21 protein-coding genes and 1 pseudogene are annotated in these 14,710 nt (G+C 47.2%); 6 read left to right on the top strand and 16 right to left on the bottom strand.

Going from position 1 to position 14,710, the window contains the following annotated elements; genetic code table 11:
* Positions 1-42: 42 nt before the first annotated feature.
* Complete coding sequence (locus F3H97_RS14480) at positions 43-768, top strand: hypothetical protein (RefSeq protein WP_196431767.1); 726 nt, start codon at positions 43-45, stop codon at positions 766-768.
* A 9-nt stretch (positions 769-777) separates the two neighbouring features.
* Positions 778-1,506, top strand: a complete 729-nt coding sequence (locus F3H97_RS14485) for an AAA family ATPase (RefSeq protein WP_196431768.1) — start codon at positions 778-780, stop codon at positions 1,504-1,506.
* Positions 1,507-1,626: 120 nt separating this feature from the next.
* Here F3H97_RS14485 and F3H97_RS14490 read toward each other — a convergent pair whose 3' ends face one another.
* The 12 genes from F3H97_RS14490 to F3H97_RS14545 all read right to left on the bottom strand — a co-directional run bounded on the left by F3H97_RS14490 (position 1,627) and on the right by F3H97_RS14545 (position 8,574).
* Positions 1,627-2,091, bottom strand: a complete 465-nt coding sequence (locus F3H97_RS14490) for a hypothetical protein (protein WP_196431769.1) — start codon at positions 2,089-2,091, stop codon at positions 1,627-1,629.
* Entirely contained in the window at positions 2,091-2,573 is a 483-nt protein-coding gene (locus tag F3H97_RS14495) for a hypothetical protein (protein ID WP_196431770.1), read from the bottom strand. Before F3H97_RS14495 ends, F3H97_RS14490 begins: the two co-directional genes overlap by 1 nt.
* Before the next feature lie 59 nt (positions 2,574-2,632).
* The gene (locus F3H97_RS14500; protein WP_196431771.1) at positions 2,633-3,103 is read right to left on the bottom strand and encodes a hypothetical protein; all 471 of its coding nucleotides are present in this window, start codon (positions 3,101-3,103) and stop codon (positions 2,633-2,635) included.
* Between the two features lie 457 nt (positions 3,104-3,560).
* Entirely contained in the window at positions 3,561-4,034 is a 474-nt protein-coding gene (locus F3H97_RS14505; protein ID WP_196431772.1) for a DMT family transporter, read from the bottom strand.
* Between the two features lie 12 nt (positions 4,035-4,046).
* A complete protein-coding gene (locus F3H97_RS14510) occupies positions 4,047-4,706 on the bottom strand; it encodes a Crp/Fnr family transcriptional regulator (RefSeq protein ID WP_196431773.1) in 660 nt (219 codons plus the stop codon).
* A 12-nt stretch (positions 4,707-4,718) separates the two neighbouring features.
* Entirely contained in the window at positions 4,719-5,144 is a 426-nt protein-coding gene (locus F3H97_RS14515) for a DMT family transporter (protein ID WP_196431774.1), read from the bottom strand.
* An 11-nt stretch (positions 5,145-5,155) separates the two neighbouring features.
* On the bottom strand, positions 5,156-6,094 hold the full coding sequence (locus F3H97_RS14520; protein ID WP_168169883.1) for a DMT family transporter: 939 nt from the start codon (positions 6,092-6,094) through the stop codon (positions 5,156-5,158).
* Positions 6,095-6,200: 106 nt separating this feature from the next.
* The gene (locus tag F3H97_RS14525) at positions 6,201-6,683 is read right to left on the bottom strand and encodes a hypothetical protein (protein WP_196431776.1); all 483 of its coding nucleotides are present in this window, start codon (positions 6,681-6,683) and stop codon (positions 6,201-6,203) included.
* Positions 6,658-7,143 carry a hypothetical protein gene (locus F3H97_RS14530; protein ID WP_196431777.1) on the bottom strand — a complete coding sequence of 162 codons (486 nt, stop codon included), beginning with the start codon at positions 7,141-7,143 and terminating at the stop codon, positions 6,658-6,660. Before F3H97_RS14530 ends, F3H97_RS14525 begins: the two co-directional genes overlap by 26 nt.
* Positions 7,140-7,643, bottom strand: a complete 504-nt coding sequence (locus tag F3H97_RS14535; RefSeq protein WP_196431778.1) for a hypothetical protein — start codon at positions 7,641-7,643, stop codon at positions 7,140-7,142. The genes F3H97_RS14530 and F3H97_RS14535 overlap by 4 nt, the downstream gene beginning before the upstream one ends.
* 9 nt (positions 7,644-7,652) lie before the next feature.
* The gene (locus tag F3H97_RS14540) at positions 7,653-8,111 is read right to left on the bottom strand and encodes a hypothetical protein (protein ID WP_159563425.1); all 459 of its coding nucleotides are present in this window, start codon (positions 8,109-8,111) and stop codon (positions 7,653-7,655) included.
* Between the two features lie 13 nt (positions 8,112-8,124).
* Positions 8,125-8,574: a hypothetical protein gene (locus F3H97_RS14545; protein WP_196431779.1), complete on the bottom strand. Its 450-nt coding sequence runs from the start codon at positions 8,572-8,574 to the stop codon at positions 8,125-8,127.
* Between the two features lie 161 nt (positions 8,575-8,735).
* Between F3H97_RS14545 and F3H97_RS14550 the strand changes: the two genes are divergently transcribed.
* The gene (locus tag F3H97_RS14550; protein ID WP_196431780.1) at positions 8,736-9,941 is read left to right on the top strand and encodes an MFS transporter; all 1,206 of its coding nucleotides are present in this window, start codon (positions 8,736-8,738) and stop codon (positions 9,939-9,941) included.
* A gap of 19 nt (positions 9,942-9,960) precedes the next feature.
* On the top strand, positions 9,961-10,392 hold the full coding sequence (locus F3H97_RS14555; protein ID WP_196431781.1) for a MarR family winged helix-turn-helix transcriptional regulator: 432 nt from the start codon (positions 9,961-9,963) through the stop codon (positions 10,390-10,392).
* A 41-nt stretch (positions 10,393-10,433) separates the two neighbouring features.
* Here the strand turns inward: F3H97_RS14555 and F3H97_RS14560 are convergent.
* Both F3H97_RS14560 and F3H97_RS14565 read right to left on the bottom strand, forming a co-directional pair.
* A pseudogene (locus F3H97_RS14560) lies at positions 10,434-11,477 on the bottom strand (flavin monoamine oxidase family protein); the annotation flags it as partial.
* A 351-nt stretch (positions 11,478-11,828) separates the two neighbouring features.
* The gene (locus tag F3H97_RS14565) at positions 11,829-12,572 is read right to left on the bottom strand and encodes a nucleotidyltransferase domain-containing protein (protein ID WP_196431783.1); all 744 of its coding nucleotides are present in this window, start codon (positions 12,570-12,572) and stop codon (positions 11,829-11,831) included.
* 157 nt (positions 12,573-12,729) lie between these two features.
* Here F3H97_RS14565 and F3H97_RS14570 point away from each other — a divergent pair, with 157 nt between their 5' ends.
* Positions 12,730-12,954: a hypothetical protein gene (locus F3H97_RS14570; protein ID WP_196431784.1), complete on the top strand. Its 225-nt coding sequence runs from the start codon at positions 12,730-12,732 to the stop codon at positions 12,952-12,954.
* Positions 12,955-12,960: 6 nt separating this feature from the next.
* Here the strand turns inward: F3H97_RS14570 and F3H97_RS14575 are convergent, their stop codons facing one another.
* Together F3H97_RS14575 and F3H97_RS14580 are read right to left on the bottom strand one after the other, a co-directional pair.
* Entirely contained in the window at positions 12,961-13,323 is a 363-nt protein-coding gene (locus F3H97_RS14575; RefSeq protein WP_196431785.1) for a hypothetical protein, read from the bottom strand.
* A 215-nt stretch (positions 13,324-13,538) separates the two neighbouring features.
* Positions 13,539-13,961: an Lrp/AsnC family transcriptional regulator gene (locus tag F3H97_RS14580; RefSeq protein WP_196431786.1), complete on the bottom strand. Its 423-nt coding sequence runs from the start codon at positions 13,959-13,961 to the stop codon at positions 13,539-13,541.
* 145 nt (positions 13,962-14,106) lie between these two features.
* Here F3H97_RS14580 and F3H97_RS14585 point away from each other — a divergent pair, with 145 nt between their 5' ends.
* Positions 14,107-14,682, top strand: coding sequence for a cysteine hydrolase family protein (locus F3H97_RS14585; protein WP_196431787.1), 576 nt, complete (start codon positions 14,107-14,109; stop codon positions 14,680-14,682).
* Positions 14,683-14,710 lie beyond the last annotated feature (28 nt).

Raw genomic sequence — 14,710 nt, forward strand, 5'->3', positions numbered from 1 at the left:
AGCTACGATACAAACAATCAAATAGACAAGCGGAGGAACAGGATGCATCAAATCACAAGTTATTTCTTTATGTATACCAAAGTTGTCGTCACGGATAAAGTTCCATTCATCTGGACATTCGGAATTCCGCTCATGATCGCCTTGACGCAGTCGTTTTCAGATATTCGCCAAGCAACGACAGCGGAATACTACCCAGGGCTCTCTTATTTCTGGGTGTATATTATTCTTGCTACATATGTGAACGGTGTCGGCATCGAACTCGCTCGTATGCGTGAATACGGACTGATGAAAACGTACGTGATGATCTCAGGCAGCAAACTGACGTATGTCATCGCCGTCATCTTGGCGCAACTTCTATTCGCCTCCATCAGCTTAACTTTATTCACAACGGTCGTCACGCTCGTACACGGGTTCTTCTCGTTCAAGTTGATTGCAACGTCTCTACTCGTATTGATTGGTAGTATCCCGTTCGCGGTTGCAAGTGTCGCCATTACGGCACTTCCAGTGAAAGTATCGAGTCTCGGGACATTCGCGAACATTCTGATGTTTCCGCTCTTTTTATTGGCAATTAAGTCACCTGATCAATGGTTCAGCTTTCTCAACCCGTTCTATGCACTCCATGAATTCGCGCTCGGATTGCTGCACCTGACGACTCAAGTCGATCTTTCGTTCGCGGTATGGGCGACATTCCTTTCCATACTTGGTTACTTCATCATTGGTGCGATTGCGTTGAAACGCTTCAGTCTCGTCTCACTCATCACACGCTAGGAGGTTCTTATGCACGTAAACCAGCTCACTTATCGCTATCCGAAGGCGACGCGTCCCGTGCTCGATGACGTATCATTCACGTTACAACCAAACAAATTGAACGTCTTGATCGGACAAAACGGGGCCGGAAAGACGACCCTGTTTGACTGTATGACCGGGGCACTCCCGGTCGACAAGGCATCCCTCGACCTCGTTCCGACGATGGATATGCTCTATTTGACGCAACTCATGTACAACCATCATGAATTGACGGGGAAAGACTTCGCCTACTTCATCGGACGTTTGTCGCAGCGCCCCGACTTCAAGAAACTCGAGTCTTATGTGAACAACCTTTCGACGTCCCGAGAACAAGAACTGTTCGAACATCTATGGATGATGAAGCTCGGAAAGATGTCGGTCGGGGAGAAGAAATGGCTTTTCGTGACACTATTGTCTTCCATCAAGCGTTCCCTCTACTTATTCGACGAGCCGACGAGTGGGGTCGACCCGGCGTCCCGCATTCAAATCATGCGCCGCCTGCAACGCCTCGTCGACGAAGGCAAGACATGTCTCATCTCGACACACCAATTGCACGACTTAGCTCAGCTCGATGCTCACGTCATCTTCCTACACGATGGACGTATTTTATATGAAGGGGACTTTCAGGATTGGCTCAAAGAATCCGGAACGACCGATCCGGACGAAGCGTTCGTGCGAATGGTCGACACACCGCTCGATGATGTCGCGGTGACACGATGAATGACTCCTTTTGGGAACGACACCGGTTCACATTCTATACACTCGGGATGGTCTCCTGCGGTCAACTCGTTGCGATGTTCTCATAAACAAATCAGCTCTGACACAAGTCAGAGCTGATTTTTATTGTTCACGATGTGCGCGTCGTAATTCCCGGTTCGTCACATGCTCCGGGTCCGCTTCACGCAGTTTACGGTCCATCGACACGTACAAGATGAGGAGCGGAATGATGCCAATCAATACGACACCGAGTAGTTCCTGCATCGAATCCAACACGAACCACGTGAGGAAAGTAAATACACCAAGTGATCCAAACATGGCGACGATAATGAGAAATTCCCGACGAACGAGGCGTTGGTATTCCTCGTCTTCATTAAATGTACGTAACAACTTCATCCGTCGCCACGCTTGGTAGAGCATCGGCAGTTGGGTCACGAGGAAAGAGAAGGCAACCGTCGTCACCGTGACACCTTTTATGACCGAAACAACGAGAAAGAGAAACAGACCGATGATGCCAAATAGTGTGCTGATTCCTCGTGCGTCGAAATCCTGTTCGACCATTTTTAGGATACGCTCTTGTTTATTCATCACGCTTCACTTTTTCGTTTTTTCCGTTGCAACTGGACATGACCGAGTTCGACACCCGTCACGTGTAACGGATCGTTTTCTTTTAATTTGCGGTCAAAGCGAACGCTTAAAATCAACAAGCTTAGGATTCCGATAAAAGCTGCGATGATGAACGTAAGTAAAGTAATCCATCCAAGCTCTACACTGGCAATCAGTATAAGAAGCAGGAGCGGCTGAGCAAATTTAGATGCAAACTCGGAACGCACGAGTTGTTGGTAACGTGTGTTCTCATTAAATGAAAGGAGTAACTTTTTGCGATGCCAAGCGTGATACAGGAGCGGAACTTGTCCAACGATAATCATCGGTAACAATAAGAGGATGTCTGTCTTCCAAAAATATAAAAAGAAGAGCAACATGACGCCAATTAAAGGAATCACCATTTGTCTCTTTCGTTTCTCATCATCCTTCAACATCTGTTCTAGTCTGACTTCATGGTCTACCATCGAATCCCCCTCAAGTGTTTTTCGTTATTTTAATTTACGAAATCTGCTCTCGATTCGTTTCATCCTTTACACTTCTCCCGGTTCATCAATCCCAACAAACTCTCGACCACATGCTCGTCATCAATCTTTAAAATCTTCCAGTCAACCCATGACTCAAGAATGAGACAACTCGCAATCAGCGTCGCACAGCCCAGGCTTAACGTATCAAGCGATATGTACTTCAGTGCATAGAGCGCCATCATCGATGTGACACCAATCAAGAGAATAAACTGAATCATACCTTTTAGATAAATAAAGCGCTGGTACGTGGATGAGTCATTGAACTGTAAAAACAACTTGATTTTATGCCATGTCGCTACCAGAAGCGGCATGAGCATCGCCGCACAAAAGATGAACAGGGACAGGCTCATTCTTGAATCATTGAACATAAACCAAAGCGCTGTCACTACCCCAATGATGATCACTAGTAGCGGACCTTTTTTAGTCCATGTTTTGTTGTACAAGTATTCCATTCGTTCTTCACGTAACATCCAGCACCCCTCCAAAAGTAAAAAACATCCAATTTACCGCTATCTGTATCTTAACAATCTATAAGCAAACTTTCGAGTTTTTCCCATTAAAAAGGAAAAAGCACCTGACGATTGTCAGATGCTAATCAATTTGAGTCTCGGCGAATGAATCGGAAGAAAAAGACTCCAATCATTGTCAACAATCCTAGATTCAAGATTGCCCATGCCATGTCCATCACTCGTTGCATATCATTACCCCTTTCTATCCTGTTCTTCTAAATTATACATGTCTTTTCAAAAAAAGATTTATTCAAATTATTCTTTTTATCCTTTTTTTCCTAATGAGTCAAAAGTTTTGGTTACATCTGGTCAATCAATGGAATAGAAGTCAACGGTGATGGGCCCGATCTGTCATACTCAACTGAATCGACAGCAGCATGGACAAACTTGTTCAAAACGTGGAACTTTTTTTCAACATTTAACTCGCTCGATTCATCGACGCGCGAGTTGGTTTTACCTTTCCACTCAACTGAAATACGAGCACCCCACCAACGATTAACACAATCCCGACGACCGTTTTCCATGTGAACGGGACGGCCGTCAATCCGAACCACCCTAACGTATCCCAGAGGAGCGCGAATAAGATTTGAGACACCATAACGATTGAGATCGCGTAACTCGGCCCGAGGCGTTCAACCCCTTGCGTCACACTCATGACGACCCCGACGCCGAGGATTCCGCTGAACCAGTACCAAGTCTCCATATTCGTCGTCTGAAACAAGCCACCACCTTCTTGGAACAACCCAATGAGTAGCGATGCTAAAAATCCGAGACAGAGAACGAGCGTCGTCGTCGCCCATGCCCCGACACGCTTCTTGACGTTGGCGTTAAACGTGTTTTGCACACAGACGAGCATCCCGCCGAAGATAGCAAGCATCATGCCAATCGCCATATGTCTCCCCTCCTATTCATAAATGCTCTCCCCGACAATCTCCAACAAACCTTCCCGATCGACGAGCGTGATTACCCGCCGATTTCGTTCAATCAATCCTGCCTCAACGAAACGCCGGAGCGTCCGATTCACATGACGATAACTCGTCCCAATCAAATCAGCGATATCCGTCAATTGATCGACAGTCGAGCCGAGTGTTTGGTCATTCGGCGTCATCGATAACAGATAACTCGCCAAGCGTACTTCAACGGGATAGAACAAATTGAAGCTGAGTGATTGTGATTTCCGTTCAAATTTTCGTGTGATCTCTTCCAACAAATAATGTAACCAGGTGACTTCGTTATGCGCATGACGAACCAAGTCCTCGAACCGTATGACGAGCATCTCGACTTCCGTGACGGCCTCGACCGTATTCAAAAACGGGGTACGCTGAATATATTCGATGTCCCCAATCAAATCGAGCGGATATTTGAAGGAGAGGACGAGGCGCTTCCCGGTAGCGGAGGTATGTGAAACGCGAATCTTCCCCTTCACTAAGAAACGGAGATGTTCTGCTTCATCACCTTGCGTACAGATGACGTCCCCCGGCTCGTATCGGACGAGCTGCAATTCGTTCTGCGCTTCTTCTGGTAAGACAGTCAATTCAAATTGCTTCACATACGCGTCAACCATGCACGTTTCCCCCTACCATTTTAATAAGATGACCCCCGCGATCATCATAAGCACCCCAAACAACTGCATCCCGTTCAAGTTTCGGCGCTCCATCCCGAACCAGCCTCGCCAATCGATGACAAGCGCGAGCGCCAGTTGCGCGATGAGAAACAACGAGATTGTCATCGTAACCCCGAGTTTATGAACGGCAGTCATATTACTGAACAAGATGAGTGCCGCGAACGCCCCACCCGATAAATAGAGCGGCTTCACGTGCCGCATCTCGACATACGTGCGGTCGCGTAACGCCAACATGACGAGGAGCGCGACGACGAATCCAGTGAATTGTGTCAACGTCGCCGCTTGCCACGTCCCAATCTGCGAACTGATTCGGGCGTTAGCGACACTTTGCAACGTGAGAAAAAATCCCCCGCTGATTGCAAACAGTATTCCTCGCATCGTTCTCCCCCTTAAGATAAACGAATCAATACAATCCCAATCACCATGACAACCAGACTGACGAGTTGTACCCCGGTGACCGGATTTTTCTTCGCGCCGAACCAACCGAAGCGGTCGATGAGCAAGCTACCGCATAACAGTCCGACAATGACGATGATGACAGCAATCCCTGTCCCGACAATCGGTACGATGAGGACGTTTCCTCCGATGAAGAGCGCCCCGATGATTCCACCGAGCCAAATCCACCACGGTTGACCTTTCAGTTGACCGAGCGGAACCGGTTGGCGTGAGACGAGTAAAATGAGTAAGAGCGCCAATGTTCCGACAACGAAAGAGACCAATGCCCCTTTCAGAGCCGATTCGAGCACTGTTCCCAAATAGCCGTTAATGGCCGTTTGCGTGGCACTCATCATCCCAGTGAAAATCCCGAACAGTCGCCACAGGTTCAGATTCCCCGTGTCCGTTTCCATGGAGACGACCAGTTTGCCTCTTCGGCGGTTGAGCCAGTCGGATAAGGCGACCGTTCCGATGACTCCGAACAAGACGAGCACGACTCCGAACAAACGAAGCGCCGTAATTGGATGTTCTACAGAATTGAACCAACCGAAATGGTCAATCAACAACCCCATCAAAATCTGTCCAAAAATCGGCATGATGACCGTCTGGACACTCCCGAGTCTTGGGAACAGCAAAATATTTCCCGTTAAGAACAAGACCCCTAACAGTCCGCCAATCCACATCCAACCCGGACCTTCCTGAATCACCGAGCCGTCAAATCCGAATGACTGTCCGGTCAATAAAAGCAATAGGGACAAAAAGATCGTCCCGACAGTAAACGATAAAAAAGATGCAACGAACGGGGAGCCGACCACCTGACGCAAACGTGAGTTGACACTCGTCTGCATCGGCAATAAAATCCCAATCGTCAATCCAATCAAAATAGCTAACATGAATGTCTTCCTCGATTCTTCTAGTAGTTCTGTGTACATTTTCAGCTTACGCCTCTATACAAAAGAAGAAAAGGACCGATGTCCTCAAACAAAAAACGAACCCTTCTCAGGTGTTCGTTTTGGACTCACGGAAGCGTTGATCGCGCGCTTCACGCAATTCTTTCCCTCGTACATGATGCGCATCGAGTGATTGTAAGTTTCGATTGATGACATAAGGTGCCAGAATCGACATCACACCGATTCCGAACAGCCCGGCAATCGCGACGACGGGAGACAACGAGTCGGCATAATAGGCAGCCAATAAGCAGATGGTCAACACGAAGCAGAGCCACTGGATGCCAAAGTCTGTATACACCAGACGTTGGTAACGCGCATCCTCGTTAAAGGTCAGGAGCAGTTTTGTCTTCCGCCATTCAAAACAGAGATACGGAAAGAAACTGATGAAGACGAGGAGTGGAGCGTAGAGTTTGGACTGCGTGGCAATCACGAGCGTCATCACGACCGTCGCGATGGCGACGCCCCACCCCCAACGCCAATGACTGTCATCCTGCTCCAGCAATTGTTCAATTCGCTTTTCTTTCGTCAGCATATGTACTCCTTTCATACGAGCGGTAATGCTTTGTCACCTCATCTCGTGTTGGTTGCTCCGGGTCGGCTTGTCGCAATTGTTGGACGGTCTGATAGTGCGTCCATGCTAACATGACGATGCCTAGACCAAAGATGACCCATGCGACAGGTGCAATCTGGATACGACTGAAAAGAATTGCTGCTGTGACCGCTCCAATCCAGTAGGAATAGAGGCGATATAAGCGTTTTGTCAGTAGGATGCCTCGACCCACCGTGAAAATCTGTAAGACACGTCCTTCTTTGATCGTCAGCCTTATGAGTAGGGCAGCCGTGAGGACCGAACCGATTCCCCATATCCACCATGTATCAAAACCGAGCACAAAACTGTTACAAAAAATAAGGGCTCCCGTGAGCCAAAGGTGGAGGGTTTGTCGTGACTGCCGATATCCTCCGATTACTTGAATCCGTTCTTTCTTTGTCATGAATCTTTACGACCTTTCCTTGAAATATCATCTAACGTATGTTTCAAACGTTCCCGGTTTGACCGAGCCCACTCGCCTGATGTGACGTGGTGCTCATCAAACTCGGACTGTTTTCGATCAATCCAAAGTGGAATCAATATGAGACACGGCCCGCCAATCAGGAGCGTCCAACTCATCCACGGTAAGATATCGATTCCGTTGAAATGCAACCCAATCAAAATCACAAACCATATCAAACTCATCAACATGACAGTAAAATCAATCCGCAACAATCGATGATAGCGTGTCGATTCGTTGAAGGATTGCTGCAGTTTCATCTTGTTCCATTCAAGCCATGTCGTATAGAGAAGTGCGACACCGGGTAAAAGAATGCTATACGGACTCCATGTCGAAAGAAAATAGATGGATACGCCTAGCATGATTACGCTCACGATGATGTTGAGACGAGTATATCGTTTCTCAAACTGTTCAATTCTTTCAAATCGCTCTGCTTTGTCCACGGTATCACCTCAGTCTTTCACGAAGTCGAGTTTGATTTCGCGGCGCATCGGCTGTTCTTCGTCATACTGCGGCATCTGCCGGTCGAGCATTTTCTGTGCGACTTGCAATAAGATGACCCCGCCTAAGAAGACGACGAAAAGCGACCATGCCGGCCAGTTAATCAAGACGATTAATGGGAAAAGAATTGCCAACAAGACGAGGAGTCCCATCTCCGACACATACTGCCAATCGATGATGCGCTTTGCTTGTTCTACAGCGGTCAACTTCCTGACGAAGCGCCGCTCTCGTCCGATGGCGAACAACATGCCTGCTAATGTGACCCCTAATGGAATGATATACTTTGACGCACCGTCAGACTGAAGTGCAAGAAAGACGAACATCCCGGTAAGAGCTGCCAGTCCCATTCTCCAAAAGAGCCAACGCTGTTGATAACGATAAATCGTATTAATCCGTTCTTGTTTGTTCATCTTATTCACCCTTTCAGAATCGTCGAATCTCGCGACGTGTCGGTTGCTCCGGATCGAGCCAGCGGATTTGTTGATCGAGCTTCTCTTGAGACCATAAGATATAAAGCAATGCCCCACCGATAAGAACCGCTGGAATCCAAGACCATTCCATGATTCGAATGGCTAGCGGATTGACGAGTCCTAGCAATGCGATAAAGAGGAAGTCCAGATGATACTGCAGTGTCACGACACGTTTCACCTGTTCTTGCTCCGACAATTGACTGATCGCCTCTGCTTCATTCGAAAAGAAGTAACGAGTCGCAAGTAACACTCCGCCGATAATTGCGAACCCAACCCAAATGTTCCCGTCCGTTCGTATTAAGAAGTAGACCGCAAGAGCAGCCGGAATTGCTAGAAAAAGTCGTTGCAAAAGTCGCTTTCGATTTGATTGTTTGATTATATGTAGTCGTTCTTGTTTATTCATCTCGTTCACCTCTTATTCCACTATACGGGATGAGCACGAGAAAAGTTCCGTTATTTTACATTTTCGTACCAAAGTCATGTTTCTTGACGATATGAACTTCTCGCCTTATAGTTTAGTTAAGTTAACTATATTTTGAAGAATGAAAGTAAGAGGTTATTAACATGGGTTTATTGAACAATTCCCGATTTATGTTTACCTGGTTATCCGGAATGACGCTCACGCTCGGGTTTTCGATTTTCTTCTTGAGCGTCTCATGGTTGACGATCGATGTGTTGAAGCAACCAACGCTTCTCGGGATTATCTTGACTGCGGTATCATTGCCGCGTGTGGTCATGATGGTATTCGGCGGTGTGTTTGCCGACCGATTCCAAAAGAGTCGCTTGTTATGCTTAACAAATATCGGACAAGGCGTGTTGATGTTAATTGTCGTTGAGCTCCATTTCGCTGACGCGTACTCGGTGACAGCCCTCTTGATCATCTCCGTATTGTTTGGTCTTTTAGACGGCATGTCTTATCCGGCACTGTCATCACTTATACCTTCAATCGTATCAGGTCAACAGTTGCAACGGGCGAACTCCCTTTTCCAAGGGTCGCTCGAGTTGATGTTCGTTATCGGTCCGTTCCTTGCAGGGATCCTACTGACGTGGGGAAGTTTTGGTCTCAGTTTCGGCACGTCGGCTGCATTGATTTTCCTCTCCGCGATTTTGATCATGCCACGGCTGATTCAAGACAACATTCCCGAGATCGCTCCGCTCTCAGCGAAAGATGTACTCCTTGATTTGAAAGAGGGCATTCGTTACGTATCGCAGACACCTGTGTTACGTAGTGGGACGTTCGCCATTGCCATCGTCAACTTGTTCGTCATGGGACCACTCATCATGAGTATCCCGATTCTCGTTGGCGCGGTCGGAGGGACAGCATTTGATTTGAGTATCATCGAAGGCGGGCTCGCTGTCGGGACATTTGTTGCAAGCTTCCTGATTCTATTGTTACGGTCGGTTCATCGTGGACGCTTCGTCTTCCGCGCCCTATTCCTGACACTCGGCGCCTTCTTCCTCTACACGCAAGTCCAATCGATTCCGCTTCTCGCGGTCGCGGCTTCTATGAGCGGGTTTATGATCATGCTCGTCTACTTGCCGACGGTCACCATCATGCAGGAACAAAGCGACTCTGACAAAATCGGGCGTGTCATGAGCATCATGTCGCTCGCCGCCTCTGGCCTTGAACCGATTGCGTTCGCCATTTTATCGGTACTCGTCGCCTTGTCCGTGCCGATTCAAACGCTCTTGCTAGCGTTTGGTATAATCGGATTAGTTTGTGGTGTCCTCTTATACTTCCGGAGCGAAACGTTCCGACAGACACCGTAAAGAAAGGATGAATGACACGTTGAATGAAACACGAAAGCAACAAGTCCTCACGATGTATCGGCAAATCGATGAGCTCGACTTGCTGTTCACGAAATATTTCACGGAACTGAACGAGTTCGAGCTGAGCTATCAACAAGAACAGATGCTGCTTCTCTTCAAACGCCAAGAGACGTGGACGACGACAGAGATTGCGACGAAGATGTCCATCTCCAAAAGTGCTGTCAGTCAGGTGCTCAAAGTGCTCGAGCAACGCGACTTCGTCATGCGGGAAAAGAATCCCGAGAACCTTCGAGAAAGCTTCATCCGACTTGGTCCGAACGGCCTGGCGTACTCGAAACAAACCGATGCGATTGAAGAGCGCCTCGCTGAAGAGATGTTCTCCGTCCTTGAGGATGACGAGATGAAGATGATCAACCGTTCGCTCGCGTTGATGATTCAGAAATTCAAATAAAAAAGACAAATCGCCGCTAGTCGGACGATTTGTCTTTTTCGTTATACCAACCCTTGTACGATTCGATTCGCCGACCGCAACGCCCCTTCGATATGTCCCCCGAACTGCGCATCCGTCTCCGAACCAATCAAATGGAGACGGTCTCCGAGCTCAATCGGACCGTAAGCCGGGAATGCCGTGAGCGGCAGGAAGTCGTCAGATGTCGCTGTCTCTGATTCTGTCGACCAGTCCATATAATGAAATCGCAAGAAGTCATTCGCTTTCGAACCATACAGCTTCTCCAGTTGTTCGATGACACGCGTCTTTACTTGTCCTTCTCCTAACGCATCCCGTTCTCCCGGTGAGAGACGGAAAAATCCGAACAGCGCACCTGGTCCATCTATAAGAGAAGCGTCATGAATCTCTTGAAGTGGACCGACCCAGCTCATCCCAAAGCCAGACAGACCTTCTTCTCGCCAGAACGGTGTCTCGTATACGATGAGCGCTTTCGCCTGAGAAGCCATCCATGTGGGAGTCGTTTTGAGCGCTTTTCGCGTTTGCGCTGACAATGCCGGTTCAATTGCCACTTCCGCAACGAGACGAGGTGGAATCGCAAGGATCACGTCATCCGTGTGATGCACCGAACCATTTTGAAACGTCAGTTGGACTCGGTCCGACTGTCGCTCGATCGAGGTCAGGCGATGCCCAAGCCGAACGATGTCATCGGGCAACTTCGCATGCAGAGCTTCCACGAGACTCGTCATCCCACCGACTAAACGCTTGGATAAGACGATGCTTTCTTCCGGTAACACATGGCGTTCCGGTGCGGTCGTCGTTTGACGTTCGAGCACCATGTGTCCTGTCGTATGTTGAACGAATGACTCGAGTCCAAGTGTATCCACGAGTTCAGAGATGGTCTTCTCCGTATCCGGCCAATACCACGTCGGTCCGAGGTCATAGCCGTCCTTCGTCAAGATACGACCACCAATACGATCACGTGCCTCAAAGATGGTGACGTCATATCCTTTTTGATGAAGTTGGGTCGCAGCATAAAGCCCGCTGACACCAGCTCCAATGATGGCAATTGATTTCATTGTAAATTCTCCTTTGTCGTCCGTCTCTCCTCGATTATACTGAGTTAGATGGTTTTACATATGCAAGAAAGGACGACATCAATTGAAAAATATGTTCTATTATCTATTCTTCCCTTATATCGTATTGATGCGCATTTTGTACCCTTTTATTCAAACTAAGGGTCGGATGACTCTGGCGATGTGTCTCGTTTCATATCCCATATGGTCTCTATTTTTATTCGACCTCATTCAATGGTCGACCGCAATCGAATTTGTCACCATTATGTACGTATCAAGCGCTTTATATGTCCCTTATTTCTTCTTTGACACAGACGTGAAGCGAAGACGACCGAACGGATATATCCCAATCGAGGAGCGACATCATTAAATCCAATCTATTTCATTCAAATAGTCTAGAAGCTGTTGATTTGTGATGTCATCTTGTCTCAACAGCGCTTCTCCTTGCTCTACTCGCAGATCTTCCGGGAAATAGAGTTTTAGAATCGCCAAGCATGCTTCTACAGTCGATGCAAAACTCTCGTCCTTCACGTTGATCGTCAAATACCAACCTCGGATGACGCGCTTCACGATGGAGCGTTTCTCCAGATGAGACATCTGTCCACGAAGCAATTTCGACTTGGCTGCTTCAATTGAAGAAATCAAGTCCTGGTTCAACGCCTCACTCACACGAACATCCGGCTTCATGCGCGGGAATTGAATCGAGACATCTTCCCCGTCCACACATGTACAAAGATATCTTAGCCAAAAGCCCCATTCAAAACGATTCGCCGGATCCAGTGCCACATCGAGACGCCCGATATCATAATCGATTTTAATGACTTCCGGATGCTGCGTTAGCAATTGCTCCGTCTGCTCCACCAATTCTGTCGTATCGACGTCCTCATGCAAGAGCACCGTCAAATCTAGATCCGATTGCCCAGCAACGGCCGTCCCGCGACCGATGCTTCCATAAAGGTATATGCTGTGTAGCTGTTCATCGAATGCTTCTTTCACCAATTCGATTGCTTTAAAAAGGACAGTTTCAAACTCAGGCTGTATATGACGGATGGACGTCTGGTTGATGACATAACCCGCATCGTCCGTACCAAGTCGGGTCGGCCGTTTCATAGATACGTACCGACTCGTTGAAATGTAGTAAACTTCATGATGTATCAAACTCCTTTTTTTAGCTTATGCATGTCGGATTTGAAATGCCACGGTTCCCCCTTTCAAACCGGTTATATTTGGAAGTATAATGAAGACGTAGAAAGGGAGGTATATCTATATGAACGTCATCATGGTCTCATTATTCGGACTCATCTTCACGATTTTGCCAATCGCTGTACTAATCATCGGTATTTTGTGGATTCGCAATGTCGTGGCACGTTCTGAGAAACGAGCAGACGAGCAACTCTTTATGGAGCGTGAACGCTCGAAGCAGATGCAAGTATTAATCGAACGTCTCGACCACATCGAACAACAATTAGATTCGAACACAAAACGTAGCTGACTTCGGTTAGCTGCGTTTCGTCTTATATCGAGCGAGATTTGCGTACGTCACATGTTCAGGGTCGATTTGCTTCATCCGCTGATCAACGTGTCTAGATATCAGGACCGCGATGAACATGACCAGGAGTGGAACAGTCGATAAGCTAAATGATTCTGTTAGGATGATCGTAGTTGCAATTCCGATAAATATGCAGACGACAACCAGCGCAAGAATGAACTCCGACCAAACTATACGTTGATATTCCATCGCTTCATTGAAACGAAGCAACATTCGGGTACGTCTCCACATATAAACCATCAAAAGAGGTGGAATGAGCAAAAGGATTCCCAAGAGAACTTGAATGAGAGAGAACTCTCCAAACCACCACATCATCCATCCCCCTAACAAAAGAATGAGCGATAACATGACATTAATACGGTTCGTAAGTAGGCGAGCCTTAGTTATTTCTCGTAAACGCTCATCGTGCGACATCGTGTCCCCCTCCTTTTCATTTGATTAAAAATCAATTTGTACTGAAAAAATTTCATCTATTCTCTTTTACTAGCTCGCAATCACTCTCACTGTTAAAAGTCACTCCATCGCTTTCATAAAACGGGTCTAAAAGAAACAGGTGAAGATAGATTTATCAAAGATGAGGGACGACCGTATTTCATCGATTCGTCGATGAACGTCTCTAATGTACGCACGTTTTCCGTTACCACTTTGACGAGGTAACTATACTGCCCGGCTAAGCGATGACATTCGATCACAGACGACTGTTGACGACAAAATTCACGGAACGCCTCACAACGATGGGTGTCATAAAGAATAAAGGCGGTTACGTGTTTGTCCATCTTTTCGGGATTGATGACAGCCCGATAGCCTATGATGACTCCACGTTCTTCGAGTCGCTTCACCCGTTCTGTCGCAGCAGGCGTAGACAATCCAATTTGTCGTCCTAATTCGGTCATCGAGATACGGGCTTGTTGTTGCATCAATTCAACAATATGGCGGTCTATTTCATCCATTTGGCATTCACCTTTCAAAAATAAAGTGTAACGGTGCATAATCCGTTCTTTCTAAAGTCATTCGCTGAAACTTCCGTCAAACCTCTATGTATCTGCATTCCTCCGTTGCATACACTTGAAGTATCCAATTCAAGGGGGAATCAACATGCAAACGACAGTCGTTCCATTACTCATCATCGATGTCCAACAAGCCTTTCTTGATCCAAGCTGGGGAAACCGCAACAATCCAAAATGTGAAGAGAATATCGCACGGTTGATTGAAGCGTGGGAACATCATGATCAACCGATCATCTATGTCCAACATGTCACGAACGTTCCGACCTCACTCTTCTATTTCAAAAAAGACGGTCATTTGTTCCAAGACTTCATTCAACCTCGTGAACAAGATGTCATCTTAACGAAACAGGTGAATAGCGCCTTCATCGGAACAGACTTACAGGAACGACTCGAATCACTTGGTGCGACACAAATCGTCATCACCGGATTAATCACGAACCATTGTGTCGAGACGACCACACGGATGGCAGGAAACCTAGGCTTCAGTCCAATCGTCGTCTCCGATGCGACGGCAACGTTCGATCGACAATCGATCAGCGGGACATGGATTCCCGCAGCGGTCATCCATGATGTGTCGCTCGCTAGTCTAAATGAAGAATTTGCATCGATTCAGACGACAATTGAGGTCATGAAAGATGTGTTACAAAAAGAAGTACAGTCCTGATGGATTGTACTTCTTTTTATTCATAACC

Source organism: Exiguobacterium sp. SRB7LM (assembly GCF_015712685.1).
Classification (GTDB): domain Bacteria; phylum Bacillota; class Bacilli; order Exiguobacteriales; family Exiguobacteriaceae; genus Exiguobacterium; species Exiguobacterium profundum.

Bases quoted from the DNA above. Each gene is read 5' to 3' on its own strand.
- F3H97_RS14520 (WP_168169883.1), bottom strand. From the start codon at position 6,094: ATGTTAGCTATTTTGATTGGATTGACGATTGGGATTTTATTGCCGATG.
- F3H97_RS14570 (WP_196431784.1), top strand. From the start codon at position 12,730: ATGAACGTCATCATGGTCTCATTATTCGGACTCATCTTCACGATTTTG.
- F3H97_RS14495 (WP_196431770.1), bottom strand. From the start codon at position 2,573: ATGGTAGACCATGAAGTCAGACTAGAACAGATGTTGAAGGATGATGAG.
- F3H97_RS14545 (WP_196431779.1), bottom strand. From the start codon at position 8,574: ATGAATAAACAAGAACGACTACATATAATCAAACAATCAAATCGAAAG.
- F3H97_RS14490 (WP_196431769.1), bottom strand. From the start codon at position 2,091: ATGAATAAACAAGAGCGTATCCTAAAAATGGTCGAACAGGATTTCGAC.
- F3H97_RS14480 (WP_196431767.1), top strand. From the start codon at position 43: ATGCATCAAATCACAAGTTATTTCTTTATGTATACCAAAGTTGTCGTC.
- F3H97_RS14580 (WP_196431786.1), bottom strand. From the start codon at position 13,961: ATGGATGAAATAGACCGCCATATTGTTGAATTGATGCAACAACAAGCC.
- F3H97_RS14510 (WP_196431773.1), bottom strand. From the start codon at position 4,706: ATGGTTGACGCGTATGTGAAGCAATTTGAATTGACTGTCTTACCAGAA.
- F3H97_RS14485 (WP_196431768.1), top strand. From the start codon at position 778: ATGCACGTAAACCAGCTCACTTATCGCTATCCGAAGGCGACGCGTCCC.
- F3H97_RS14505 (WP_196431772.1), bottom strand. From the start codon at position 4,034: ATGGCGATTGGCATGATGCTTGCTATCTTCGGCGGGATGCTCGTCTGT.
- F3H97_RS14565 (WP_196431783.1), bottom strand. From the start codon at position 12,572: ATGAAACGGCCGACCCGACTTGGTACGGACGATGCGGGTTATGTCATC.
- F3H97_RS14575 (WP_196431785.1), bottom strand. From the start codon at position 13,323: ATGTGGTGGTTTGGAGAGTTCTCTCTCATTCAAGTTCTCTTGGGAATC.
- F3H97_RS14550 (WP_196431780.1), top strand. From the start codon at position 8,736: ATGGGTTTATTGAACAATTCCCGATTTATGTTTACCTGGTTATCCGGA.
- F3H97_RS14540 (WP_159563425.1), bottom strand. From the start codon at position 8,111: ATGAACAAACAAGAACGGATTAATACGATTTATCGTTATCAACAGCGT.
- F3H97_RS14500 (WP_196431771.1), bottom strand. From the start codon at position 3,103: ATGTTACGTGAAGAACGAATGGAATACTTGTACAACAAAACATGGACT.
- F3H97_RS14515 (WP_196431774.1), bottom strand. From the start codon at position 5,144: ATGCGAGGAATACTGTTTGCAATCAGCGGGGGATTTTTTCTCACGTTG.
- F3H97_RS14525 (WP_196431776.1), bottom strand. From the start codon at position 6,683: ATGCTGACGAAAGAAAAGCGAATTGAACAATTGCTGGAGCAGGATGAC.
- F3H97_RS14585 (WP_196431787.1), top strand. From the start codon at position 14,107: ATGCAAACGACAGTCGTTCCATTACTCATCATCGATGTCCAACAAGCC.
- F3H97_RS14530 (WP_196431777.1), bottom strand. From the start codon at position 7,143: ATGACAAAGAAAGAACGGATTCAAGTAATCGGAGGATATCGGCAGTCA.